General features: G+C 68.3%; 23 protein-coding genes. 20 read left to right on the top strand and 3 right to left on the bottom strand.

Annotation, left to right across the window (positions count from 1 at the left end):
* The first annotated feature begins 12 nt into the window (after positions 1 to 12).
* The 3 genes from PE066_RS15850 to gltA are packed head-to-tail and all read left to right on the top strand — an operon-like array spanning position 13 to position 2,336.
* On the top strand, positions 13 to 717 hold the full coding sequence (locus PE066_RS15850) for a succinate dehydrogenase iron-sulfur subunit (protein WP_271233491.1): 705 nt from the start codon (positions 13 to 15) through the stop codon (positions 715 to 717).
* Between the two features lie 7 nt (positions 718 to 724).
* Positions 725 to 1,009, top strand: coding sequence for an FAD assembly factor SdhE (locus tag PE066_RS15845; RefSeq protein ID WP_271233490.1), 285 nt, complete (start codon positions 725 to 727; stop codon positions 1,007 to 1,009).
* A 16-nt stretch (positions 1,010 to 1,025) separates the two neighbouring features.
* Positions 1,026 to 2,336 carry a citrate synthase gene (gene gltA, locus PE066_RS15840; protein ID WP_271233489.1) on the top strand — a complete coding sequence of 437 codons (1,311 nt, stop codon included), beginning with the start codon at positions 1,026 to 1,028 and terminating at the stop codon, positions 2,334 to 2,336.
* Positions 2,337 to 2,486: 150 nt separating this feature from the next.
* Here gltA and PE066_RS15835 read toward each other — a convergent pair whose 3' ends face one another.
* Positions 2,487 to 2,921 (bottom strand): BON domain-containing protein, encoded by a 435-nt coding sequence (locus PE066_RS15835; RefSeq protein WP_271233488.1) that lies wholly within the window; start codon positions 2,919 to 2,921, stop codon positions 2,487 to 2,489.
* A gap of 171 nt (positions 2,922 to 3,092) precedes the next feature.
* Between PE066_RS15835 and leuC the strand changes: the two genes are divergently transcribed.
* From leuC to accD, 11 genes are all read left to right on the top strand, one after another.
* On the top strand, positions 3,093 to 4,514 hold the full coding sequence (gene leuC / locus PE066_RS15830) for a 3-isopropylmalate dehydratase large subunit (protein WP_271233487.1): 1,422 nt from the start codon (positions 3,093 to 3,095) through the stop codon (positions 4,512 to 4,514).
* An 11-nt stretch (positions 4,515 to 4,525) separates the two neighbouring features.
* Entirely contained in the window at positions 4,526 to 4,657 is a 132-nt protein-coding gene (locus PE066_RS15825; protein WP_271233486.1) for an entericidin A/B family lipoprotein, read from the top strand.
* A gap of 42 nt (positions 4,658 to 4,699) precedes the next feature.
* A complete protein-coding gene (leuD, locus tag PE066_RS15820) occupies positions 4,700 to 5,350 on the top strand; it encodes a 3-isopropylmalate dehydratase small subunit (protein ID WP_271233485.1) in 651 nt (216 codons plus the stop codon).
* Positions 5,351 to 5,357: 7 nt separating this feature from the next.
* Complete coding sequence (gene leuB / locus PE066_RS15815; RefSeq protein WP_271233484.1) at positions 5,358 to 6,446, top strand: 3-isopropylmalate dehydrogenase; 1,089 nt, start codon at positions 5,358 to 5,360, stop codon at positions 6,444 to 6,446.
* A 78-nt stretch (positions 6,447 to 6,524) separates the two neighbouring features.
* Positions 6,525 to 7,673 (top strand): aspartate-semialdehyde dehydrogenase, encoded by a 1,149-nt coding sequence (gene asd / locus PE066_RS15810; protein ID WP_271233483.1) that lies wholly within the window; start codon positions 6,525 to 6,527, stop codon positions 7,671 to 7,673.
* A 261-nt stretch (positions 7,674 to 7,934) separates the two neighbouring features.
* Positions 7,935 to 10,625: a FimV/HubP family polar landmark protein gene (locus PE066_RS15805; protein ID WP_271233482.1), complete on the top strand. Its 2,691-nt coding sequence runs from the start codon at positions 7,935 to 7,937 to the stop codon at positions 10,623 to 10,625.
* Positions 10,626 to 10,650: 25 nt separating this feature from the next.
* Positions 10,651 to 11,433 carry a tRNA pseudouridine(38-40) synthase TruA gene (truA, locus tag PE066_RS15800; protein WP_271233481.1) on the top strand — a complete coding sequence of 261 codons (783 nt, stop codon included), beginning with the start codon at positions 10,651 to 10,653 and terminating at the stop codon, positions 11,431 to 11,433.
* A complete protein-coding gene (locus PE066_RS15795; RefSeq protein WP_271233480.1) occupies positions 11,430 to 12,152 on the top strand; it encodes a phosphoribosylanthranilate isomerase in 723 nt (240 codons plus the stop codon). The genes truA and PE066_RS15795 overlap by 4 nt, the downstream gene beginning before the upstream one ends.
* Complete coding sequence (gene trpB / locus PE066_RS15790) at positions 12,130 to 13,377, top strand: tryptophan synthase subunit beta (protein WP_271233479.1); 1,248 nt, start codon at positions 12,130 to 12,132, stop codon at positions 13,375 to 13,377. Before PE066_RS15795 ends, trpB begins: the two co-directional genes overlap by 23 nt.
* A gap of 76 nt (positions 13,378 to 13,453) precedes the next feature.
* Complete coding sequence (trpA, locus tag PE066_RS15785) at positions 13,454 to 14,263, top strand: tryptophan synthase subunit alpha (RefSeq protein ID WP_271233478.1); 810 nt, start codon at positions 13,454 to 13,456, stop codon at positions 14,261 to 14,263.
* 30 nt (positions 14,264 to 14,293) lie between these two features.
* Complete coding sequence (gene accD, locus PE066_RS15780; protein WP_271233477.1) at positions 14,294 to 15,166, top strand: acetyl-CoA carboxylase, carboxyltransferase subunit beta; 873 nt, start codon at positions 14,294 to 14,296, stop codon at positions 15,164 to 15,166.
* 45 nt (positions 15,167 to 15,211) lie between these two features.
* On the opposite strand, the gene PE066_RS15775 is transcribed toward accD, so the two are convergent.
* On the bottom strand, positions 15,212 to 15,757 hold the full coding sequence (locus PE066_RS15775; protein ID WP_271233476.1) for a YggT family protein: 546 nt from the start codon (positions 15,755 to 15,757) through the stop codon (positions 15,212 to 15,214).
* A 26-nt stretch (positions 15,758 to 15,783) separates the two neighbouring features.
* On the opposite strand from PE066_RS15775, the gene PE066_RS15770 reads away from it, so the two are divergent.
* The gene (locus PE066_RS15770) at positions 15,784 to 16,446 is read left to right on the top strand and encodes an LON peptidase substrate-binding domain-containing protein (RefSeq protein WP_440480538.1); all 663 of its coding nucleotides are present in this window, start codon (positions 15,784 to 15,786) and stop codon (positions 16,444 to 16,446) included.
* A 28-nt stretch (positions 16,447 to 16,474) separates the two neighbouring features.
* Here PE066_RS15770 and PE066_RS15765 read toward each other — a convergent pair whose 3' ends face one another.
* Positions 16,475 to 18,319, bottom strand: coding sequence for a polysaccharide biosynthesis protein (locus tag PE066_RS15765; protein WP_271233474.1), 1,845 nt, complete (start codon positions 18,317 to 18,319; stop codon positions 16,475 to 16,477).
* 106 nt (positions 18,320 to 18,425) lie between these two features.
* On the opposite strand from PE066_RS15765, the gene pseB reads away from it, so the two are divergent.
* Genes pseB through PE066_RS15740 form a run of 5 tightly spaced genes read left to right on the top strand, consistent with a single transcriptional unit; the run spans position 18,426 to position 22,931 of the window.
* Entirely contained in the window at positions 18,426 to 19,433 is a 1,008-nt protein-coding gene (pseB, locus tag PE066_RS15760) for a UDP-N-acetylglucosamine 4,6-dehydratase (inverting) (RefSeq protein ID WP_271233473.1), read from the top strand.
* 5 nt (positions 19,434 to 19,438) lie between these two features.
* Positions 19,439 to 20,602, top strand: coding sequence for a UDP-4-amino-4,6-dideoxy-N-acetyl-beta-L-altrosamine transaminase (gene pseC, locus PE066_RS15755; RefSeq protein ID WP_271233472.1), 1,164 nt, complete (start codon positions 19,439 to 19,441; stop codon positions 20,600 to 20,602).
* Positions 20,599 to 21,297, top strand: a complete 699-nt coding sequence (gene pseF, locus PE066_RS15750; RefSeq protein WP_271233471.1) for a pseudaminic acid cytidylyltransferase — start codon at positions 20,599 to 20,601, stop codon at positions 21,295 to 21,297. Before pseC ends, pseF begins: the two co-directional genes overlap by 4 nt.
* A complete protein-coding gene (locus PE066_RS15745) occupies positions 21,294 to 22,289 on the top strand; it encodes a PseG/SpsG family protein (protein WP_271233470.1) in 996 nt (331 codons plus the stop codon). The genes pseF and PE066_RS15745 overlap by 4 nt, the downstream gene beginning before the upstream one ends.
* 21 nt (positions 22,290 to 22,310) lie before the next feature.
* Positions 22,311 to 22,931 carry a class I SAM-dependent methyltransferase gene (locus PE066_RS15740; protein ID WP_271233469.1) on the top strand — a complete coding sequence of 207 codons (621 nt, stop codon included), beginning with the start codon at positions 22,311 to 22,313 and terminating at the stop codon, positions 22,929 to 22,931.
* Positions 22,932 to 22,935 lie beyond the last annotated feature (4 nt).

Raw genomic sequence — 22,935 nt, 5'->3', positions numbered from 1 at the left:
TTCGGATCCAACATGCAGAAACGCACCTTCCAGATCTATCGCTACGACCCCGACAAGGACGCCAAGCCGTACATGCAGACGGTGGAGATCGAGCTGGACGGCAACGAGCGCATGCTGCTGGACGCACTGATGAAGCTCAAAGCGCAGGACCCCACCCTGTCGTTCCGGCGCTCCTGCCGCGAGGGCGTGTGCGGCTCGGACGCCATGAACATCAACGGCAAGAACGGGCTGGCCTGCCTGACCAACATGCGCACGCTGAAGGACCCGATCGTCCTGAAGCCGCTGCCGGGCCTGCCGGTGGTCCGCGACCTGATCGTGGACATGACCGACTTCTTCAAGCAGTACCACTCGATCAAGCCGTACCTGATCAACGACAGCATCCCGCCCGAGAAGGAGCGGCTGCAGTCGCCGACGGAGCGCGAGGAGCTCGACGGCCTGTACGAGTGCATCCTGTGCGCCAGCTGCTCCACCGCCTGCCCCAGCTTCTGGTGGAACCCGGACAAGTTCGTCGGCCCGGCCGGCCTGCTGCAGGCCTACCGGTTCCTGGCCGACAGCCGCGACCAGGCCACCAGCGAGCGGCTCGACAACCTGGAAGACCCCTACCGCCTGTTCCGCTGCCGCACCATCATGAACTGCACGGACGTCTGCCCCAAGGGGCTGAACCCGGCGCAGGCCATCGGCAAAATCAAGGAGCTGATGGTCCGCCGGGCCGTCTGAGGCCGCCATGGGCGAAGCCCTGCTCGACGAACACGCGGTCGGCAAGCTGCGCTGGCGCTGCCGCCGCGGCATGCTGGAGAACGACCTGCTGCTCGAGCGCTTCTTCGCCCGCCACGGCAACCGGCTCACGCCCGGCCAGGGCGCGGTGCTGGAGGAACTGATGCAGCTGTCGGACAATGAATTGATGGACCTGCTGCTGCGCCGGCGCGAGCCCGCCGGCGAGCTCGACCGCAGCGAGGTGCGCGGGTTGCTGGAGCTGCTGCGCGCGCCAGCCCCGCCGCGAACGATTTGACTTGAAGGAAACCGAGATGAAAGCCGCCGACAACAAAGCCACCCTGTCGTTCAGCAACGGCAGTCCGAGCGTCGAGTTGCCCGTGTACCAGGGCAGCATCGGCCCGCAGGTGATCGACATCCGCAAGCTGTACGCGCAGACCGGCATGTTCACCTACGACCCGGGGTTCATGTCGACGGCGTCGTGCCAGTCGACCATCACCTACATCGACGGCGACAAGGGCGAGCTGCTGTACCGCGGCTACCCGATCGAGCAACTGGCCACCCAGTGCGACTTCCTGGAGACCTGCTACCTGCTGCTGTACGGCGAGCTGCCCAACGAGCAGCAGAAGAAGGATTTCGTCTCGCGCGTGACCAACCACACGATGGCGCACGAGCAGATGCAGTTCTTCCTGCGCGGCTTCCGGCGCGACGCGCACCCGATGGCGGTGATGACCGGCCTGGTCGGCGCGCTGTCGGCCTTCTATCACGACAGCACCGACATCAACAATCCGCAGCACCGGGAGATCTCGGCGATCCGCCTGATCGCCAAGATGCCCACGCTGGTCGCCATGGCCTACAAGTACAGCGCCGGCCAGCCGTACATGTACCCGAAGAACGACCTGAGCTACACCGCGAACTTCATGCGCATGATGTTCGCCACGCCCTGCGCCGAGTACGAACCGAACGAGGTGCTGGTGCGCGCAATGGACCGCATCTTCATCCTGCACGCCGACCACGAGCAGAACGCCTCGACGTCCACCGTGCGCCTGTGCGGCAGTTCGGGCACCAACCCGTTCGCCGCCATCGCGGCCGGCGTGGCCTGCCTGTGGGGCCCGGCCCACGGCGGCGCCAACGAGGCGGCGCTGAACATGCTGGAGGACATCCAGCAGATGGGCGGCGTGGCCAAGATCGGCGAGTTCGTCAGCAAGGTCAAGGACAAGAACTCCGGCGTGCGCCTGATGGGCTTCGGCCACCGCGTGTACAAGAACTACGACCCGCGCGCCAAGCTGATGCGCGAGACCTGCCACGAGGTGCTGAACGAGCTGGGCCTGGAGAACGACCCGCTGTTCAAGCTGGCCATGTCGCTGGAGAAGATCGCGCTGGAAGACGAATACTTCGTCTCGCGCAAGCTGTACCCGAACGTGGACTTCTACTCCGGCATCGTGCAGCGGGCCATCGGCATCCCGGTGTCGCTGTTCACCGCCATCTTCGCGCTGGCCCGCACCGTGGGCTGGATCGCCCAGCTCAACGAGATGATCGGCGACCCCGAGTACAAGATCGGCCGCCCGCGCCAGCTCTTCACCGGCGCCGCCCGGCGCGACGTCCAGCCGATCGGCCAGCGCTGATCCGGCTTGCACCAGGAAGGCCCGCTTCGGCGGGCCTTTTTGCATTCCAGGGCGGGTCCTCCGTCAGGCCTTCGCCCCCGCTCCCCGATCGACCGAGTCGGGAGGCTCAGGGCCCGGTCCGGTAGCGCGGCGGTGCGGCTGCGCCCACGCTCAGGAAATTGGCCACGCCATCACGTCATCGACCAGCAGCACCGCCTTTTCCATCTGCTCGGCCTGCTCGCGGGTCCGCACGCAACCCATCAGCGTGACCAGCCGCCGCTCGCCCACCACCCAGACGCTGGTGTCGTCAAAGCGGCCATCCATGCGCAGGTACTGCGCCACGCGCGGGATCAGCTCCTTGTCGTACAGGTAGGAATTCGGCAGCCGGCAGCGGCCGACCCGGTAGCAACTGGTGCCGTGCTGGGCCCGCACGTGCGCCTCGGCCCGCATTTCCTCTTCGGTCATGCCGGGCGGGGCGGGCACCGGACAGCCCGGCAGGGCGGCGGTGACCTGCACGAAAGGATCGTCGAACCAGTTGCGCCGCTCCTGCGCCGCGGCCGTGCATGCCAGGGCCGCAGCAACGACAAGCCAGCGCGCCTGCTTCATGGTCGGGTCTCCTTTCCGGCATGCCATGCTCGGCGCTCGCTGCGGCCGCTGTCAACAAGATCAAAGCCGCCTGGGCGGACGCGGGCGCCGGTCCGAATCCCGCCGGGTGCCCTTACGCAAGAGCATCCCCCACCCTGGCCGATAAAATCGCACGTTCAGCCGGAAGCAGCCATGGGACGCACCCTCTACGACAAGATCTGGGACGAGCACGTCATCCACACCGAGGAAGACGGCACGGCCATCCTCTACATCGACCGCCACCTGGTGCACGAAGTCACCAGCCCGCAGGCCTTCGAAGGACTGCGCGAGGCCGGCCGCAAGGTCTGGCGCATCAGCTCGGTGGTGGCCACGGCCGACCACAACACCCCCACCACGGGCTGGGAGCGCGGTTACGACGGCATCGACGACCCGATCAGCAAGGAGCAGGTGACCACGCTGGACCGCAACATCGGCGAGTTCGGCGCGGCCGCCTACTTCCCGTTCCTGTCCAAGCGCCAGGGCATCGTGCACGTGATCGGCCCCGAGCAGGGCGCCACGCTGCCGGGCATGACGGTGGTCTGCGGCGACTCGCACACCTCCACCCACGGGGCGTTCGGGGCGCTGGCACACGGCATCGGCACCAGCGAGGTCGAGCACGTGCTGGCCACCCAGACGCTGCTGGCCAAGAAGGCCAGGAACATGCTGGTCAAGGTCGAGGGGCAGCTGGCCCGCGGCGTGACTGCCAAGGACATCGTGCTGGCCATCATCGGCCGGATCGGCACCGCCGGCGGCACCGGCTACACCATCGAGTTCGGCGGCTCGGCGATCCGCTCGCTGTCGATGGAAGGCCGCATGACGGTCTGCAACATGGCGATCGAGGCCGGCGCCCGCGCCGGGATGGTGGCGGTGGACGACAAGACCATCGAGTACGTCAAGGGCCGGCCGCTCGCGCCGACCGGCGTCGAGTGGGAGCAGGCGGTCGCCTACTGGCGCACGCTGCACTCCGATCCCGACGCGAAGTTCGACACGGTGGTCGAGCTGGACGCGGCGCAGATCATCCCGCAGGTGACCTGGGGCACCTCGCCCGAGATGGTGCTGGGCGTGGACGCCCGCGTGCCCGACCCCGACAAGGAGAAGGACGCCACCAAGCGCGGCGCGATCGAGCGCGCGCTGACCTACATGGGCCTGGAGCCCGGCAAGCCGATCGACGACATCTTCATCGACAAGGTGTTCATCGGCTCGTGCACCAACAGCCGCATCGAGGACATGCGCGAGGCCGCGTCGGTGGTCAAGAAACTGGGGCAGAAAGTCGCGAAGAACGTCAAGCTGGCCATGGTGGTGCCGGGCTCCGGCGTGGTGAAGGAGCAGGCCGAGCGCGAAGGCCTGCACGAGATCTTCAAGGCGGCCGGCTTCGAGTGGCGCGAGCCGGGCTGCTCGATGTGCCTGGCCATGAACGCCGACCGGCTGGAGCCGGGCGAGCGCTGCGCCTCCACCAGCAACCGCAACTTCGAAGGCCGCCAGGGAGCCGGCGGCCGCACGCACCTGGTCAGCCCCGCCATGGCCGCCGCCGCGGCCGTGCACGGCCATTTCGTCGACATCCGAAAAATCATCTAGGAGAAGAGCCCATGTCCGTCACGAAGATCGCTGCCCTGTTCGCCATGGCCGTGCTGCTGGCCGGATGCAACACCATGAAGGGCATGGGCCAGGACATCCAGAAGGCCGGCGGTGCCATCGAGGATGCCGCGAGGAAGAAATAACCGAAGGATGCGACCGGCGGATTTCCGCCACCGCTGCACGCCATGAAGAAGTTCACCGTACACAAGGGCCTCGTCGCCCCCATCGATCGCGAGAACGTCGACACCGACGCGATCATTCCCAAGCAGTTCCTCAAGTCGATCCGCAAGACCGGCTTCGGCCCCAACCTGTTCGACGAGTGGCGCTACCTCGACCCGGGCTATCCGGGCCAGGATCCGGCCAGCCGCAAGCCCAACCCGGACTTCGTGCTGAACCAGCCGCGCTACCGCGGCGCCTCGATCCTGCTGGCGCGCCAGAACTTCGGCTGCGGCTCCTCGCGCGAGCACGCGCCCTGGGCGCTGGAGCAGTACGGCTTTCGCGCGCTGATCGCGCCCAGCTTTGCCGACATCTTCTTCAACAACAGCTTCAAGAACGGCCTGCTGCCCATCGTGCTGCCGGAGGCCACGATGGCGAAGCTTTTCGACGAGGTGCAGGCCTTCCCCGGCTACGAACTGACCGTCGACCTGGAGCGGCAGGTGATCGTCAAGTCCGATGGCACCGAGATCGCCTTCGAGGTGCAGCCCTTTCGCAAGTACTGCCTGCTCAACGGCTTCGACGACATCGGCCTGACGCTGCGCCAGTCGGACAAGATCAAGGCCTTCGAGGCGCAGCGCCTGGCCACCAAGCCGTGGCTGGCCCACACCCTGAACGGATAAGAGCGACATGAAGATTGCAGTGCTGCCCGGCGATGGCATCGGGCCGGAGATCGTGGCCGAGGCCGTCCGGGTGCTGGACGCCCTGGAGCTGAAGTTCGAGCTGGAGACGGCGCCCGTCGGCGGCGCGGCCTACGAGGCGCACGGCCATCCGCTGCCGGAATCCACGCTGAATCTCGCCAAGGCGGCCGACGCCATCCTGTTCGGCGCCGTGGGCGACTGGAAATACGACCAGCTGGAGCGCGCCTTGCGCCCCGAGCAGGCCATCCTCGGGCTGCGCAAGCACCTGGGCCTGTTCGCCAACTTCCGCCCGGCCATCTGCTACGAGCAGCTCACCCATGCGTCCAGCCTCAAGCCGGAACTGGTGGCCGGGCTGGACATCCTGATCATCCGCGAGCTGACCGGCGACATCTACTTCGGCCAGCCGCGCGGGCGCCGCAGCGCCCCTGACGGCCACTTCCCCGGCGCCGAGGAAGCCTTCGACACCATGCGCTACACGCGCCCGGAGGTCGAGCGCATCGCCCATGTCGCCTTCCAGGCCGCGCGCAAGCGCAGCAAGCGCGTGACCAGCGTGGACAAGGCCAACGTGCTGGAGACCTTCCAGTTGTGGAAGGACGTCGTCACGGAAGTAGGCAAGCAGTACCCCGACGTCGAGCTGGACCACATGTACGTGGACAACGCCGCCATGCAACTGGTGCGCGCGCCCAAGAAGTTCGACGTGGTGGTCACCGGCAACATGTTCGGCGACATCCTGTCGGACGAAGCAGCCATGCTGACCGGCTCGATCGGCATGCTGCCTTCGGCCAGCCTGAACGAGCGCAACCAGGGGCTGTACGAGCCCAGCCATGGCAGCGCGCCGGACATCGCCGGCCAGGGAATTGCAAACCCTTTGGCTACAATACTGTCCGCTGCCATGATGCTCCGCTTCTCCCTGAACCAGCCCGAAGCCGCCGACCGGATCGAATCCGCGGTGAAGCAGGTGCTCGCCTCGGGGCTGCGCACGGCGGACATCCATTCCGAAGGCACCACGAAGGTCGGCACCCGCGCCATGGGCGACGCCGTCGTGGCCGCGATCACCACCAAAACCATTAAGGGCTAGCCAGCTCCGGTTCGTCGCGCGCCTGTCCCCCGGCGAGACGAGCCGGGGGAAACGGATTCAATTGAAAGGCGTATGACGATGGCACTCTCCAAGGCACAACAACCGCTGGTCGGCCTGGTCGGCTGGCGCGGCATGGTCGGCTCGGTCCTGATGGACCGCATGCAGGCCGAAGGCGACTTCGGGCTGATCGAGCCGGCCTTCTTCTCCACCTCCAATGCCGGCGGCAAGGCGCCCGCCCAGGCCAAGAACGAGGCGACCCTGAAGGACGCCTTCGACATCGACGCCCTGAAGAAGTGCGACATCGTCATCACCTGCCAGGGCGGCGACTACACCAGCGAGGTGTTCCCCAAGCTGCGGGCGACCGGCTGGAACGGCCACTGGATCGACGCCGCCTCGACGCTGCGGATGAAGGACGATGCGGTCATCGTCCTCGACCCGGTGAACCTGCCCGTGATCAGGAACGCGCTGGCCAAGGGCGGGCGCAACTGGGTGGGCGGCAACTGCACGGTCAGCTGCATGCTGATGGGCGTGGGCGCGCTCTACAAGGCCGGGCTGGTCGAGTGGATGAGCAGCATGACCTACCAGGCCGCGTCGGGCGGCGGTGCCCAGCACATGCGCGAACTGCTGACCCAGTTCGGCACGCTCAACGCCGAGGTCAAGGCGCTGCTGGACGATCCCAAGTCCGCCATCCTGGAGATCGACCGCAAGGTGCTGGGGCGCCAGCAATCGATGAGCGCGATCGAGACCGAGAACTTCGGCGTGCCGCTGGGCGGCTCGCTCATTCCCTGGATCGACAAGGATTTGGGCGACGGCACCTCGCGCGAGGAATGGAAGGCCGGCGCCGAGACCAACAAGATCCTGGGCCAGGGTCCCGGCTTCGCCAACGCGGCCGTGCCGGTGGACGGCTTCTGCGTGCGCGTCGGTGCCATGCGCTGCCACAGCCAGGCGCTGACCTTCAAGCTGAAGAAGGACGTGCCGCTGGCCGACATCGAGGCCATGATCGCGGCCGACAACGAGTGGGTGCGCGTGGTGCCCAACACGCGCGAGGCCACGCTGCAGGGCCTGACGCCGGTCGCGGTGACGGGCACGCTCGACATCCCGGTCGGGCGCCTGCGCAAGATGGCGATGGGGCCGGAGTACCTCGGCGCCTTCACCATCGGCGACCAGCTGCTGTGGGGCGCCGCCGAGCCGCTGCGCCGCATGCTGCGCATCCTGCTCGAGGCCTGATCGGCGCCTTCCGGCGTGCTGTAGCGGACAGTTACAGCACGTTGTCGGGCGACAACAGGAAGGTCCGGCCTGTAGCGTCGCACGCGGGCCCGCAGACGTTAAGCCTTGTCTCAGCTTGTCTGCCTAAGACATTGATGCTATGGTCCTTTTAGCTATATCCGTCTCGAGGCGTAAGTCCGCATGAAGAGAACAAAACTGCCTGCAGACCGAGCGGTGGGGACCTCAACAAGCAATTCGATCCGGCCGTGGCAAGCCCATGCGATGGCGCTTGCCGCGGCCGCCTTGTTCAGCCTGCCTTCGCCGCCGGCCCAGGCGCTGGCGCTGGGCCGCATCACGGTCCAGTCGGCGCTCGGCGAGCCGCTGCGCGCGGACATCGAGCTGCCCGGCATCACGGCCGATGAGATTGCCAGCCTTCGTGTCAACATGGCCGCGCCGGACGCGTTCCGCGCCGCCGGCATGGAGTACAGCCCGGCCCTGTCCGGTGTCACGGTCACCCTCGAAAAGCGCCCCGACGGGCGCCATTTCCTGCGTTTGGCCGGCCAGCGGCCGGTCAACGATCCCTTTGTCGACCTGATCCTGGAGACCACCTGGTCCTCCGGGCGCATCGTGCGCGACTTCACGATGCTGTTCGACCCGCCCGCCATGCGCCAGGGCCGCGCACCGCTGCCGGCGCAGGCCTCGGCCGCTCCTGCGCCCGCGGCCACCTCGCCGGCGCCGGCGCGCCAGGTGGCACCCGTGCCCGTGGCGCCCCAGCGCAGCGCGCCGGTCACCGCCAGTCGCACGCCCGCCGCCCCGGCAACAGCGCCAGCCGAACGGACCCGCAGCGCCGAGCCGCGCCAGGTCACGGTGCAGTCGGGCGACACCGCCGGTGCCCTCGCCGGCACGCACAAACCGTCCAGCGTCTCGCTCGACCAGATGCTGGTGGCCATGCTGCGCGCCAATCCGGACGCCTTCGTCGAAGGCAACGTCAACCGCTTGCGGGCCGGCGCCGTGCTCAGCCTGCCATCGGCCGAGCAGGCCCAGGCGGTCGGTGCCGCCGAAGCCCGCCAGACGATCGTGGCGCAGAGCCGCGACTTCAATGAATTCCGCCGGCGCCTGGCCGAAGGCGTGGCCGCGGCCCCGTCCAGCCAGCCGCAGCGCCAGGCCAGCGGCCGGGTCCAGGCCCAGGTCGAGGAGAAGAAGCCGACGGATGCCGCGCCCGACAAGCTGACGCTGTCCAAGGGCGGCGTGCAGGGCAAGTCCGGCGCCGACCAGATCGCCAGCGAACGCGCAGCGCAAGACGCTGCCGCCCGCGTGGCCGAGCTTAATCGCAACCTCAGCGAGCTCAACAAGCTCAGCGGAGCGGTTCCCGCCGGCAGCGGCACCGCGCCCGCCGCGACAGGTTCCGGCCCGGCGCTGCCGGCCGGGGGCGTGGCCACCCCTGCTGCAGCGAGTGCTTCGGCGGCAGCGACCGCGCCTGCCGCCGCAGCGCCTGCTGCCGCCGCTTCCGCAGCTGCCTCCGCCCCGGCGGCGGCGAGTGCCTCGGCCAGCGCGGAAGCTGCCGCCTCGGCACCTGCCGCCGCCGCATCGAGCCTGGCATCGGCCCCGGTCGATACGGCCGCTGCACCGGCAGCAGCTGCCGCCTCGGCACCTGCTGCCGCCCCCAAGCGCGCAGTCGCACCCCAGCCCCTGCCGGAACCCAGCCTGGCCGACGAGCTGCTGGAGAACCCTCTGCTCCCGGCAGCCGGCGGCGGCATCCTCGCGCTGCTGCTGGGCCTGGGCATCTGGAAGATCCGCCAGCGGCGCAAGGCAATGCAGGTCGACAGCTCCTTCCTCGAAAGCCGGCTGCAACCCGACTCGTTCTTCGGCGCCAGCGGCGGCCAGCGCATCGACACCGCCGAGGGCACGCCCACCGGCTCGTCGATGGTGTATTCGCCCAGCCAGCTCGACGCGGCCGGCGACGTCGATCCCGTGGCCGAAGCCGACGTGTACCTGGCCTACGGCCGCGACCTGCAGGCCGAGGAAATCCTCAAGGAAGCCCTGCGCATCAACCCGCAGCGGATCGCCATCCACGCGAAGTTGCTGGAAATCTACGCCAAGCGGCACGATGCCAAGGCCTTCGAGCAGCTCGCCGGCGAGGCTTACAGCCTGGCCCGGGGCGAAGGCCCGGAGTGGGCGCACATCTGCGAGCTCGGCCTGGAACTGGACCCATCCAATCCGATGTACCAGCCCGGCGGCCAGCCCTCGGCCGATGCGGGGGCTGCCGGCCTGACCAGCCCACGGCAGGAAGCCCCGGCGGAGGAAGCAGCTGGCGGCGCGGCGGTCGATCTCGACCTGGACCTTGATTTCTCGCTCGACGAAACCGGCGCAGACGAACCGGCTTCCGGAGTGCCGGTTGCCAGCCTGGACCCCGACGCCACCCTGCTGCCGGGCTCGCGTCCGCTGGCGATGGACCCGGACGCCACGGCGCTGCCTTCGGCGGCCGAGATGCCGTCGCTGGACATGGATTTCGGTCTGATCACGCCGGACAAGGCGCCTGCCGCGGTGGCAGCGCCGGCCTCCCCGGAGTCGGCGGAACTGGCACTGTCGGACAACGGCCTCAGCTTCGAACTGGACGAACCGGCGGCGGTGGCAGTGGCTGCGCCACCGGCGGCAGCCGCGCCGGCCGACGGCGGCATGATCGAGTTCGACCTGGGCGCGCTCTCGCTGGACCTGGGCACGCCCGCAAGCGCGGCCAGCGGCGCCGCGCCGGCTCCCGCAGCCGATCTCGGCGATTCGGGCATGAGCACGGCCGGACTGGATCTCGGCGGGGATGACACCGACGAGCCGCTGGCTACCAAGCTGGCGCTCGCCGAGGAGTTCAACGCCATCGGCGACGCCGACGGCGCCCGCAGCCTGGCGCAGGAAGTGATCGCCGAAGCCTCGGGCGATCTCAAGTCGCGCGCCCAGAAGCTGCTGGCGGAGATCGGCTGATCCCGCGGCGGTGCGCAGGCCACCCATGAGGTGGGCCCTCGGCATCAGCTACCTCGGCCAGGCCTACGATGGCTGGCAGAGCCAGCCGTCCGGCCGCACCGTGCAGGACCAGCTCGAAGCCGCCCTCGCCCGCTTCGCCGACCGGCCGGTTTCCACCCTCTGCGCCGGCCGCACCGACGCCGGGGTGCACGGGCTCATGCAGGTGGTGCATTTCGACACCGAAGTCGAGCGCGAACCCTTCTCCTGGGTGCGCGGCACCAACCGCTACCTGCCGCCGGACATCGCGGTGCAATGGGCGCAGGCGGTGCCGGCCGAGTTCCATTCGCGCGCCAGCGCCATCGCCCGCCGCTATGCCTACGTGCTGCTGGAGTCGCCGGTGCGCCCCAGCCTCGAGGCAGGGCGCGCGGGCTGGGTGTTCCGGCCGCTGGACGAGGGCGCATTGCGCGATGCCGCCCGGCGCCTGCTGGGGCAGCACGACTTCACCTCCTTCCGCGCCTCGGCCTGCCAGGCGCGGTCGCCGGTGAAGACGATGCGCCGGGTCGACGTCGCGCGGCGGGGCGCCTACTGGCGCTTCGAGTTCGAGGCCGACGCCTTCCTGCACCACATGATCCGCAACATCATGGGCTGCCTGGTGCAGATCGGCCAGGGGCTGCAGCCGCCGCAGTGGATGGACGAGGTGCTGGCGGCGCGCACCCGCGATGCCGCCGCGCCGACCTTCGCGCCGGACGGGTTGTACTTCCTCGGCCCGGTCTACGAACCCCGCTGGGGTCTGCCGGATCGCACCGCTGCTTATGATTGGCTGCCATGAGTGCCGCGCATCCCCTGCCGAGTCCGCGCACGCGGATCAAGATCTGCGGCCTCACGCGTGAGCAGGACGTGGACACCGCCGTCGAGGCGGGCGCCGATGCGGTCGGCTTCGTCCTCTACCCGAAGAGCCCGCGCTTCGTGACGGCCCAGCGCGCGGCCGAACTGGCACGACGCCTGCCGCCCTTCGTCACGCCGGTGCTGCTGTTCGTGAACGAAGCCCCCGCCACCGTGGCTGCCGCCTGCGACGCGGTGCCGGGGGCGATGCTGCAGTTCCACGGCGACGAAACGCCCGAGCAATGCCTGGCTGCCAGCGGCAACGGCGCGCACCCGTGGATGCGCGCGGCGCGCATCCCGCTGCAGGCACCGGACAGCTTTGACTTGGTAAAATTCGCGGCTTCCTATCCCAGCGCCCGGGCCCTGCTCCTCGACGCCCATGTCGAGGGATACGGCGGCGGCGGCAAGGCATTCGATTGGTCACGGCTTCCACCAAGCGTCAACGCTCACCTCGTCTTGTCTGGTGGACTGGCACCAGCAAACGTGGCCGACGGCATCGTGCAAGTGCGGCCGCGTTGCAGGACGCTGGCCGTTGATGTGAGCTCCGGGGTCGAGGCGTCCAAGGGCGTCAAGGACCCGGACAAGATCCATCGGTTCGTCGCGGCCGTGCGTGCCGCCGACGCACTTCTTGCAAGGTCACCGAATGCCCTCCTCTCCTCAGCCTGACGCCGCCGGACACTTCGGCCCGTATGGCGGCAGCTTCGTCAGCGAAACGCTGACCCACGCCATCGAAGAACTGCGCGAGGCCTACGCGCGCTACCAGCACGATCCGCAGTTCCTGGCCGAATTCCGCTACGAGCTCGCCCATTTCGTGGGCCGGCCCTCGCCGATCTACCACGCCCAGCGCATGAGCCGCGAGCTGGGCGGCGCGCAGGTCTACCTCAAGCGCGAGGACCTCAACCACACCGGCGCCCACAAGATCAACAACGTGATCGGCCAGGCCATGCTGGCGCGCCGCATGGGCAAGCCGCGCGTGATCGCCGAGACCGGCGCCGGCCAGCACGGCGTCGCCACCGCCACCATCTGCGCGCGCTACGGCCTGGAGTGCGTGGTCTACATGGGCAGCGAGGACGTGCGGCGCCAGAGCCCCAATGTCTACCGCATGAACCTGCTGGGCGCGCGCGTGGTGCCGGTCGAATCCGGCAGCCGCACGCTCAAGGACGCGCTGAACGAGGCCATGCGCGACTGGGTCACCAACGTGGAGAACACCTTCTACATCATCGGCACGGTGGCCGGCCCGCATCCCTACCCGATGATGGTGCGCGACTTCCAGAGCGTGATCGGCAACGAGTGCCTGGAGCAGATGCCGCAGATGACCGGCCGCCAGCCCGACGTGGTGGTGGCGTGCGTGGGCGGCGGCAGCAACGCCATGGGCATCTTCCACCCGTACCTGCCGCACGCATCCACGCGCCTGGTCGGCGTGGAAGCGGCCGGCGAAGGCCTGGACAGCGGCAAGCACTCGGCCTCGCTGCAGCGCGGCAGCCCCGGCGTGCTGCATGGCAACCGCACCTACATCCTGCAGGACGCCGACGGCCAGATCACCGAGACGCACAGCGTCAGCGCCGGCCTGGACTACCCGGGCGTCGGCCCCGAGCACGCGTGGCTGAAGGACATTGGCCGCGCGGAATACGTCGGCATCACCGACCAGGAGGCGCTGGACGCCTTCCACTACCTGTGCCGCACCGAAGGCATCATCCCGGCGCTGGAGTCCAGCCACGCCGTGGCCTACGCGATGAAGCTGGCGAAATCCATGCAACCCGAGCAGAGCATCCTGGTCAACCTGTCCGGACGCGGCGACAAGGACATCGGGACCGTGGCCGACCTGGCAGGTGTCGACTTCTACGATCGTCCGTCGATGCGCGGGCTGAAGGTGAAAGGCGGCAAGGAATGACGACCCCCACGCTCACCTTCGTTCGCTGCCCCCGGAGGGGGCTGGCCGCCATAGAGGCGGCTCGTCGGGAGGCCGAATGAGCCGCATCACCGCCACCTTCGCGCAACTGGCGGCCGCGAAACGCAAGGCCCTGATCCCCTACGTCACGGCCGGCTTCCCGTACCCGGACGTCACGCCTGAGCTGATGCACGCCATGGTGCAGGCCGGCGCCGACATCATCGAGCTGGGCGTGCCCTTCTCCGACCCGATGGCCGACGGCCCGGTGATCCAGAAGGCCGGCGAGCAGGCGCTGGCCGCCGGCGTCGGCATGGCCCAGGTGCTGGCGATGGTGCGCAGCTTCCGCGAACGCGATAGCCAGACACCCGTGGTGCTGATGGGCTATGCCAACCCGGTCGAGCGCTACGACGGGCTGCAGGGCGCCGGCGCCTTCGTGCGCGATGCCGCCGCGGCCGGCGTCGACGGCGTGCTGGTGGTGGACTACCCGCCGGAGGAGTGCGAGGGCTTCGCCGCCGCGCTGAAGGCGGCCGGCCTCGACCTGATCTTCCTGCTGGCGCCCACCAGCACCGCCCGGCGCATGCAGCAGGTGGCGCGGGTGGCCAGCGGCTACGTCTACTACGTCTCGCTCAAGGGCGTGACCGGCGCCGGCCACCTGGACACCGCTGCCGTCGAGCAGATGCTGCCGCGCATCCGCGAGCACGTGCACATTCCCGTCGGCGTCGGTTTCGGCATCCGCGATGCGGCCAGTGCGCGCGCCGTGGGCCGAGTCGCCGACGCGGTGGTGATCGGCACGAAGATCATCCAGCTCATCGAAGACCAGCCGCGCGAACGCGTGGCACCCGTGGCCGCGGCCTTCCTGCGCGAAATCCGCCAGGCCCTCGACTCATAGAATCAACCGATTGCCCAGGAGCACCCGCCCATGAGCTGGCTCGAGAAACTGCTGCCCCCCAAGATCCAACCGACCGACCCCAACGAGCGCCGCGGCGTGCCCGAGGGCCTGTGGGTCAAGTGCCCGAGCTGCGAGACGGTGCTGTACAAGACCGACCTGGAGCACAACCAGAACGTCTGCCCCACCTGCAGCCACCACCACCGCATCGGCGCCCGGCCGCGGCTCAATGCCTTCCTCGACCCGGAAGGCCGCTGGGAGATCGGCCAGGAAGTGCTGCCGGTCGATGCGCTCAAGTTCAAGGACAGCCGGCGCTACCCCGAGCGGCTGAAGGAAGCGCTGGAGAACACCGGCGAGACCGACGCACTGGTGGTGATGGGCGGGGCCGTGCACGGCATCAGCCTGGTCGCCGCCGCCTTCGAGTTCGACTTCATGGGCGGCAGCATGGGCAGCGTGGTGGGCGAGCGCTTCTCGCGCGGCGTCGAGTGCGCCGTCGAGCAGAAGGTGCCTTTCGTCTGCTTCACCGCCACCGGCGGCGCCCGCATGCAGGAAGGGCTGCTGTCGCTGATGCAGATGGCCAAGACCAACGCCGCGCTCACCCGGCTGGCCAGGAAGGGCCTGCCCTACATCAGCGTGCTGACCGATCCCACCATGGGCGGGGTCAGCGCCGGCTTCGCCTTCGTGGGCGACGTGGTGATCGCCGAGCCCAAGGCCCTGATCGGCTTCGCCGGGCCGCGCGTGATCGAATCCACGGTCCGCGTGACGCTGCCCGAAGGCTTCCAGCGCGCCGAGTTCCTGCAGCAAAAGGGCGCGGTCGATTTCATCTGCGACCGGCGCGAACTGCGCCAGAAGATCGCCCACACGCTGGCCATGCTGCAGCGGCAGCCGGCCGATGCGGTGATCTGAAGAACGCCCGCCCCGAGCCTGGGGCGGGTCGCAGCGACGGCCAGGCTACAGCACCGGCCGGAACAGCGCCGCCAGCACCATCGTCAGCACCTGGAGCAGCACCAGCAGGGCCAACGGCGACAGGTCGATGCCGCCGACCAGCGGGATGACGCGGCGAAATGGCCGCAGCAGCGGCGCGCACAACCGGTCCACCACGTCGGTGAGGATGGAATCGCTCTGCACCCACGAGAGGATGGCGTAGACGATCACCAGCGCGGTGAGCGCCGACAGCACCAGCCGCAGCAGGCCGTACAGCGCCATCACGAACACGACGGGCCAGCCGGCGCCGCCACCGAACAGGGTCCACAGGATGGCGTACTGGGCCAGCTCGAACAGGAAGGCGGCCACCGCGCTGGCCGTGTCCCAGCGGCCCGCCGCCGGCAGCACCTTGCGCAGCGGCAGCACGATCCAGTCGGTCAGCGCAAAGACGAAGCGCCCGATCGGGTTGCCGAAGGGCACGCGCTGGCGCTGCATGTACAGCCGCAGCAGGCAGGCGCCACCCAGCAGGCCGGTGGCCACATCGAGCAGAAAGGAAAGTATCTGGTAGCCCATCACCCCGCCGTTTGAATCCGCGTGGGATGATAGCGGCGTCACCCCCGGATACCTTCTTGGCCAACGCCCTCACCCTGCAGTCGCTGCCGCTGTTCCCGCTGGGCACGGTACTGTTCCCCGGCGGCGTGCTGCCGCTGCGCATCTTCGAGGTCCGCTATCTCGACATGATCGGCCGCTGCCACCGCGCCGGCGCCCCCTTCGGCGTGGTGTCGCTGACGCAGGGCCACGAGGTGCGGCAACCCGGCAGCGGGCCGGAGGCCTTCGCCGCGGTCGGCACGCTCGCCACCATCGACACGCTGGAGCATCCGCGTCCCGGGCTGATGGTGATCCGGGCGCTGGGCGGCCAGCGCTTTCGCGTCCGCTCCAGCGAACAGCTCAAGCATGGCCTGTGGGTGGCCGATGTGCAGCAGGTCCAGGACGACCTCGCGGTGGCGGTGCCGGAGGACCTTCAACCCGCGGCCGAGGCCCTGGGCCGGCTGATCGTTTCCCTGCAGGACAAGGGCGCCGCCGAGCCGATCCCGATCGCCCAGCCGTGGCGGCTGGACGACTGCGGCTGGGTTGCCAACCGCTGGTGCGAGCTGCTGCCGCTGCCGGTCGCGCTCAAGCAGCGGCTGATGGAGCTGGACAACCCGCTGCTGCGGCTGGAGCTGGTGAGCGACGTGCTGGCCAAGACCGGGATCACGTCGTAGCAGCGCTTGCGGCCGCTGCCGCCTGCGGCTAGTTGCCGGCCGGCACGGGCACTGCCACGGGCACCGCGCCGGGCGGCGTGTACTCCGGCACCTGGCCGCGCAACCACTCGCGCACGGCCGCCTCCGACGGCGCGGCGCCGGCCTGCTCGATCCAGCGCGCCACGGCCTCCACGTCGGGCAGCGCGAGACCCGCCTTGGCCACGCGCAGCTTGGGGTGCGGCGTGGCCAGCGTGGTTTCGTCGTCGGCCAGCAGCTCCTCGTACAGCTTCTCGCCCGGCCGCAGCCCGGTGAAGGTGACCGGGATCTCCTGCTCGGTGTGCCCCGACAGCCGGATCAGCATGCGCGCCAGTTCGACGATGCGCACCGGCTCGCCCATGTCCAGCACGAAGATCTCGCCCGAGCGGCCCATCAGGCCGGCCTGCAACACCAGTTGCGCCGCCTCGGGGATGGTCATGAAGTAGCGCACGATGTCCGGGTGCGTCACGGTGACCGGCCCGCCGCGCGCGATCTGGGCGGTGAACAGCGGCACCACCGAGCCGCTGGAGCCCAGCACGTTGCCGAATCGCACCGAGACGAAGCGCGTCTGCGGGTACTGCTTTGCCACGGCCTGCACCATCAGTTCGGCCAGCCGCTTGCTTGCGCCCATCACGTTGGTGGGGTTCACCGCCTTGTCGGTGGAGATCATGACGAAGCGGCGGGCACCGCACTCGCCGGCCACGCGGGCGGCATGGAGCGTGCCCATCACGTTGGTGCGCAGCGCCTCGATCTCGTTGAGCTGCTCCATCAGCGGCACGTGCTTGTAGGCGGCCGCGTGGAACACCACCGCCGGCTGGTGCCGCTGGGCGATGGCGGCCAGCCGCTGCGGCTCGCGCACGTTCGCCGTGTAGTAGATGCCGCGCATCTGCGGGTGGCTCTCGCGCAGCTCCTGCTCCAGCTGGTAGACCGCGTACTCGGACAGATCCACGCACACCAGCCGGGCGGCGCCCAGCCGCGCGATCTGGCGGCACAGCTCGGAGCCGATCGAGCCGCCCGCGCCCGTCACCATCACGGTCTGGCCGGAGAGCATGCCGGCCAGGCCTTCGATGTCCAGTTGCACGGCGTCGCGGCCGAGGAGGTCTTCGATCGCCACCTTGCGCGGGCCCGTCCCTTCGGCCTTGAGCCACTCGTCCGGCCGCGGCATGGTCAGCAGCGTCACGCCCGCAGCCGGCGCTGCCAGCAGGGCCTGGCGCCGTGCCGGCGACCCGGGCGGGCTGGCGACAAGGGCTGTCTGCGCCTGAACGTCGGCGCAGGCGCTCGCCATGGCATCGAGCGTCCCGAGTACGGGAATGCCTTGGATGGAGCGGCCGACCTCGGCGGCCTGGGGGCTGACAATGCCGACGGGCGCCCAGTACGGCGAATTCTTCAAGGCCCGCAAGGCATCGGATGCTTCCTGCAGATGGCCAACGATCAGCAATCGCCGGCCGCCCGGCATCGTAAGACGGCGCTCCACCAGGGTTCGCCACCCGGCGCGTGCGGCTCCCAGCAATACGACGGCAATGAAAGGGTGCAGGACGAGCACCGATCGGGGAAAGTTGGGAAGCCGCAGCGCGAGAACAACGGCAGCCGAAAGGGCCGCACCGAGCACCAATCCCAGCGCCAGCTGGCGCAGCTCCGGCAAGCCGATGTAGGCCCACACGGGACGCCATACGCCCGCGACCAGCAAGGCCGCTGCGTACGCCAGCAGGCAGAACGGGCTGGCCTGCAGGGCGAGCTCGGTGTACTCCGCGGGGAGGTCGAGGTTGAAGCGCAGCCAGAATGAGAGCCACCAGGCCCCCCACACCAGCAGTAGGTCGAGCAGGATCGAGACGGCGCGCCGGGTGCTGATTCGTGTCACGCGAGGATGGCGATTTTCCGGGTGCGCATCGCCTCAGGCGAGCGATGCGGGGCAGGTAGCCCCGGCAAACAGGTAGCTCATAATGCAGACTGTTCGTTTGTAGCACATGCTCACTAACAAAAGCATCCTGATCACCGGGGGAACGGGCTCGTTCGGCCGGGCCTTCGTCAAGACCCTGCTGGAGCGATGGCCGCACCTGCGGCGCCTCGTTGTCTATTCGCGAGACGAATTGAAGCAGTTCGAGATGCAGCAGGCGTTCCCCGCGCAGCGGTACCCGGGTCTACGTTGGTTCATCGGGGACGTGCGCGACGAGGCGCGCCTAACGCGGGCACTCGAGGGCATCGACGTGGTCGTGCATGCCGCGGCACTGAAACAGGTTCCCGCTGCCGAGTACAACCCTTTCGAGTGCATCAAGACCAACGTGCTGGGTGCCCAGAACGTGATTGAGGGCTGCCTTTCGGCAGGCGTGCAGAACGTCGTTGCCCTATCGACCGACAAGGCCGCCGCGCCGGTCAATCTTTACGGTGCGACCAAACTCTGTTCCGACAAGCTGTTCGTCGCGGCGAACAACATCAAGGGCAGCCGTGACGTCCGCTTCTCGGTGGTGCGTTACGGCAATGTGATGGGGAGCCGTGGCTCGGTGATCCCGTTCTTCCTGGAGCGGCGCAAGAGCGGCGTGCTCCCGATCACGGATCCGCGGATGACGCGCTTCAACATCTCCCTGCAACAAGGGGTGGAGATGGTGCTCTGGGCCATCGAGAACGCTTTGGGCGGCGAAGTCTTCGTACCCAAGATTCCCTCATACCGGATCACGGACCTCGCAACTGCGGTAGGGCCGGACTGCCGGCAGGAAGTCGTGGGCATCCGGCCTGGCGAAAAGATCCATGAGGAGATGATCACGGCCAGCGACAGCTTCAACACGGTGGACCTGGGGCGCTATTACGCAGTGCTCCCGGTGGGCGGCAACTACGACGTGGACGAATACTGCCGGCTGCGCGGTGCCAAGCCGGTTGCGCCGGGGTTCGCCTATGACAGCGGCAGCAACCCCGAGTTTCTGAGCGTCACCAAGCTGCGGGAGCTGATCGAACACCTAGGCACCGGCGTGCAGGCCTGAGCACCGTGGCCATCCCCTACAGCTGCCAGCAGATCACGGATGACGACATCGCCGCCGTGGTGGCGGTGCTGCGCTCGGAGTACCTTACTCAGGGCCCTGAGGTTCCCGCCTTCGAAGAGGCATTCGCCACGCGGCACCGAGTCGCCCATGCCGTGGCCGTAGCCAACGCCACGGCAGGCCTGCACATCGGCTGCTTGGCGCTCGGCGTCGGTCCCGGATCACGGGTCTGGACCAGTCCGAACACTTTCCTGGCCTCGGCCAACTGCGCTCGCTACTGCGGCGCCTCGGTCGATTTCGTCGACGTTGACCCCGCCACTCGCAACATGAGCTTGGCGGCCCTCGCCGCCAAGCTCGAGCGCGCCCGCCGTGAGGGGAGCCTTCCGCACGTTCTGATACCAGTGGACTTCGCCGGCTTGCCCGCGGACCTGCGCGAGATGCGCGAGCTCGCTGACCGGTACGGATTCCGCATCCTGCAAGATGCCTCCCACGCCGTCGGGGCCGAGTACCTGGGCCAGCCCGTAGGCAGCCGATATGCCGACTTGAGCGTCTTCAGCTTCCATGCGGTGAAGATCGTCACCACGGCCGAAGGCGGCATCGTGAGCACCCAGGACCCGGCGCTCGCACGCCGCTTACGGCTGCTGCGGTCGCACGGCATGACTCGCGACGCGGCCGAGATGGAGGAGCCGGCTGATGGCCCCTGGTACTACGAGCAGCAGTTCCTGGGCTACAACTACCGGCTTACCGACCTGCAGGCCGCCCTCGGCCGGTCCCAGCTGGCGCGTCTGGACGTCCTGCAGGTGCAACGCGAAAGCCTTGCGGCCCGCTATGACCGCGCATTCGAGTCACTGCCCCTGCGCCTGCCCGCCCGGCGGCCGGATCGCCGCTCGTCCTGGCACCTTTATGCCATCGAAATCGATGAGACGCGCACCGGGGCCGACCGTGGCGCGGTGTTCGCCCAATTGCGCAGCGCCGGGATCGGCGTGAACGTGCATTACATCCCGGTCCACCTTCAGCCCTTCTGGCGCCGCCAGGGCTCGAAGCCAGGCGACTGCCCGGCTGCGGAGCGCTACTACCGGCAGGCCATCAGCCTGCCACTCTTCCCGGCCCTGTCCGAATCGCAGCAGGACCAGGTGATCGCCGCGCTGCGGAATGCCCTGGAGGCGGCATGAAGCTCGCCGTGATCCCGGCGCGCGGCGGCAGCAAGCGCATTCCACGCAAGAACATCCGCGAGTTCGCGGGCAAACCGATGATCGGATATGCGATCAATGCAGCGCTCGACAGCGGTGTGTTTGACGCCGTAGTCGTGTCGACGGACGACGAGGAAATTGCGTCGGAGTCACGCCGGTTGGGCGCTGAAGTTCCCTTCATTCGGCCCGCTGAGCTAGCTGACGACCACACACCAATCGTCCCGGTCTTGCAGCATGCAATCCGCTGGCTCACTGCCGCGGGACCTCCACCCTCACTCGTGTGCTGCATCCAGGCAACTGCGCCCCTGCTGAAGCCGGACGACCTGCGCCGAGGTCACGATGCAATCGCGAATGGCGATGCGGACTTCGCGATTGCCGTGGTGCGTTTCAGCTTTCCTGTGGAGCGCGCCCTGCGCATCAAGCCGGATGGCCGCCTGTCCATGATCGACGAGGAAGCCTATGCGACCCGTTCGCAGGATCTGGAACCCGCCTACCACGACGCGGGCCAGTTCTATTGGGGTACCACCCGCGCTTGGTTGGCCGGTGACAATCCCTATGTAGGCGCGGTTCCCATCATCCTTCCCGGCTGGAGGGTGCAGGACATCGATGAGCAGGAGGACTGGGACCGTGCCGAGCTGCTCCTCCAGTTGCTGGCTGCGCGGGAACGGAACGGATGATCCTGGTGCGCGTCGAATGCGGTAGCCAGCACGGATGGGGTCACCTCATGCGCTGTGTGGCAATTGCCGACGAAGCTCTTGAGCTAGGCGTCACCACCTGTTTTCAGGTTGACGGCGACGCACGGCAAGCTGCGGCCTTGCTGGCCGGACGGCATCGACTGCTCGACATCGGCACCGATGCCGTCCGGGATGCAAGAGCCATCAACGCGCAAACCATCGTGCTTGATGGTTACGGATATGGAGACCTGCAGGAAGCGACCTATGCAGAATGCGGGCTCGACGTGGCGGTAATGGACGACTTCGGCCACGCGCCGCACCGGCATGCACGACTGATCGCCAATGGCAACCTGCACTACGCGAGCCCTGCGCTGTACCGCGAAGCTGCAAGGGCGCAGTTGCTGCTCGGGCCAGCCTACGCCCCGATACGCCCGTTGATGCGGACCGTACGCCGTCCCCTGCAAGCCGCGCGTCCACAACCGCAGCGAGTCTTGGTCGTCCTTGGTGGGTCCAACTTCGGCGGAATGCTCGACTTTGCGCTCGACGCAGTCGTGTCGGTGCTAGGCAGCTGTGCCGTTGTAGTCGCAGGCAAACGCCCGCGGGCGCTACCCGCCCGCACCTGGATCAGCAAGGCCCGCAGCATCGAGTGGGTAAGCGAACCCGACGCCCTCGCCAGCGCCATGGCCCAATGCGACTTGGCTGTCTCAGCCGGGGGCATGACCAGCTATGAATTGGCCTACCTCGGTGTCCCGGCCGTGCTGGTTCCGGCCACCGCAGCCCAGGCGCCTGTATCGGCAGAGCTCGCTCGCCTCGGCGCCGCATACGTAGAAGCACCAGGGCCGGATCTGACACGCCGGCTCATGCGGAGCTTGGAAGCGCTGTCCGAAGACTGCGAACGGCGCACTGCCATGGCGGCCGCTGGCCGGGCGATTTTCGATGCCCTGGGCGCACAGCGGATCGCCAGCGCCCTGATTGGCTTGGCCCGAGCACACTGACTTCCACGTCTGCCTGACCCGATGACCTCGCCAAACGATCACATCCGTGAGCACTATAGGCAACTGCTGAAACAGCACGGCGACACCGCAGCCGCTGCACAGTATTCGAGCCGCGACAGCCAAGAGCGCCGGTTCCGCCAGCTCGCCCGCATTGGCGAACTGCGCGGCGCCCGAGTCCTGGACTTCGGGTGCGGCTCGGGCCACCTGGCCACCTATCTGGCTCAATCGGGCTTCCCCGTCGACTACACGGGCGTGGATATTGTCCCCGAGCTGTTGCAGGCGGGTCGTGCCAAGCACCCTCAGCACCGGTTTGGCCTCCTAGAAGAATTCGCCGGCGAGCGGTTTGACTACGTCCTGGTCAGCGGTGTGTACAACAATGCCAGGCCCGACAACCGTCAGTTCTGGCAGGATTCGGTTCGGGACTTGTTCGTGCGATGCGACCGCGGGCTGGCATTCAACATGATGAGCACCTACGTCGACTACCGCGATCGGGGGTTGTTCTACGAGAGCCCGGAACACGCCTTTGCATTCGTAAAGCGCGAGTTGACTCCCTACGTCAACCTGATACACGACTACCTCGTCAAGGACGGCAGCATTCCATTCGAGTTCTGCATCCACGCCTACCGGCAACCCTCAAATTGAGCTG

This window comes from Ramlibacter tataouinensis, from assembly GCF_027941915.1.
In the GTDB taxonomy this organism is placed as follows: domain Bacteria; phylum Pseudomonadota; class Gammaproteobacteria; order Burkholderiales; family Burkholderiaceae_C; genus Ramlibacter; species Ramlibacter tataouinensis_C.
The sequence above is the reverse complement of the archived record's forward strand: the minus strand, read 5'-3'. Positions and strand labels throughout refer to the sequence as shown.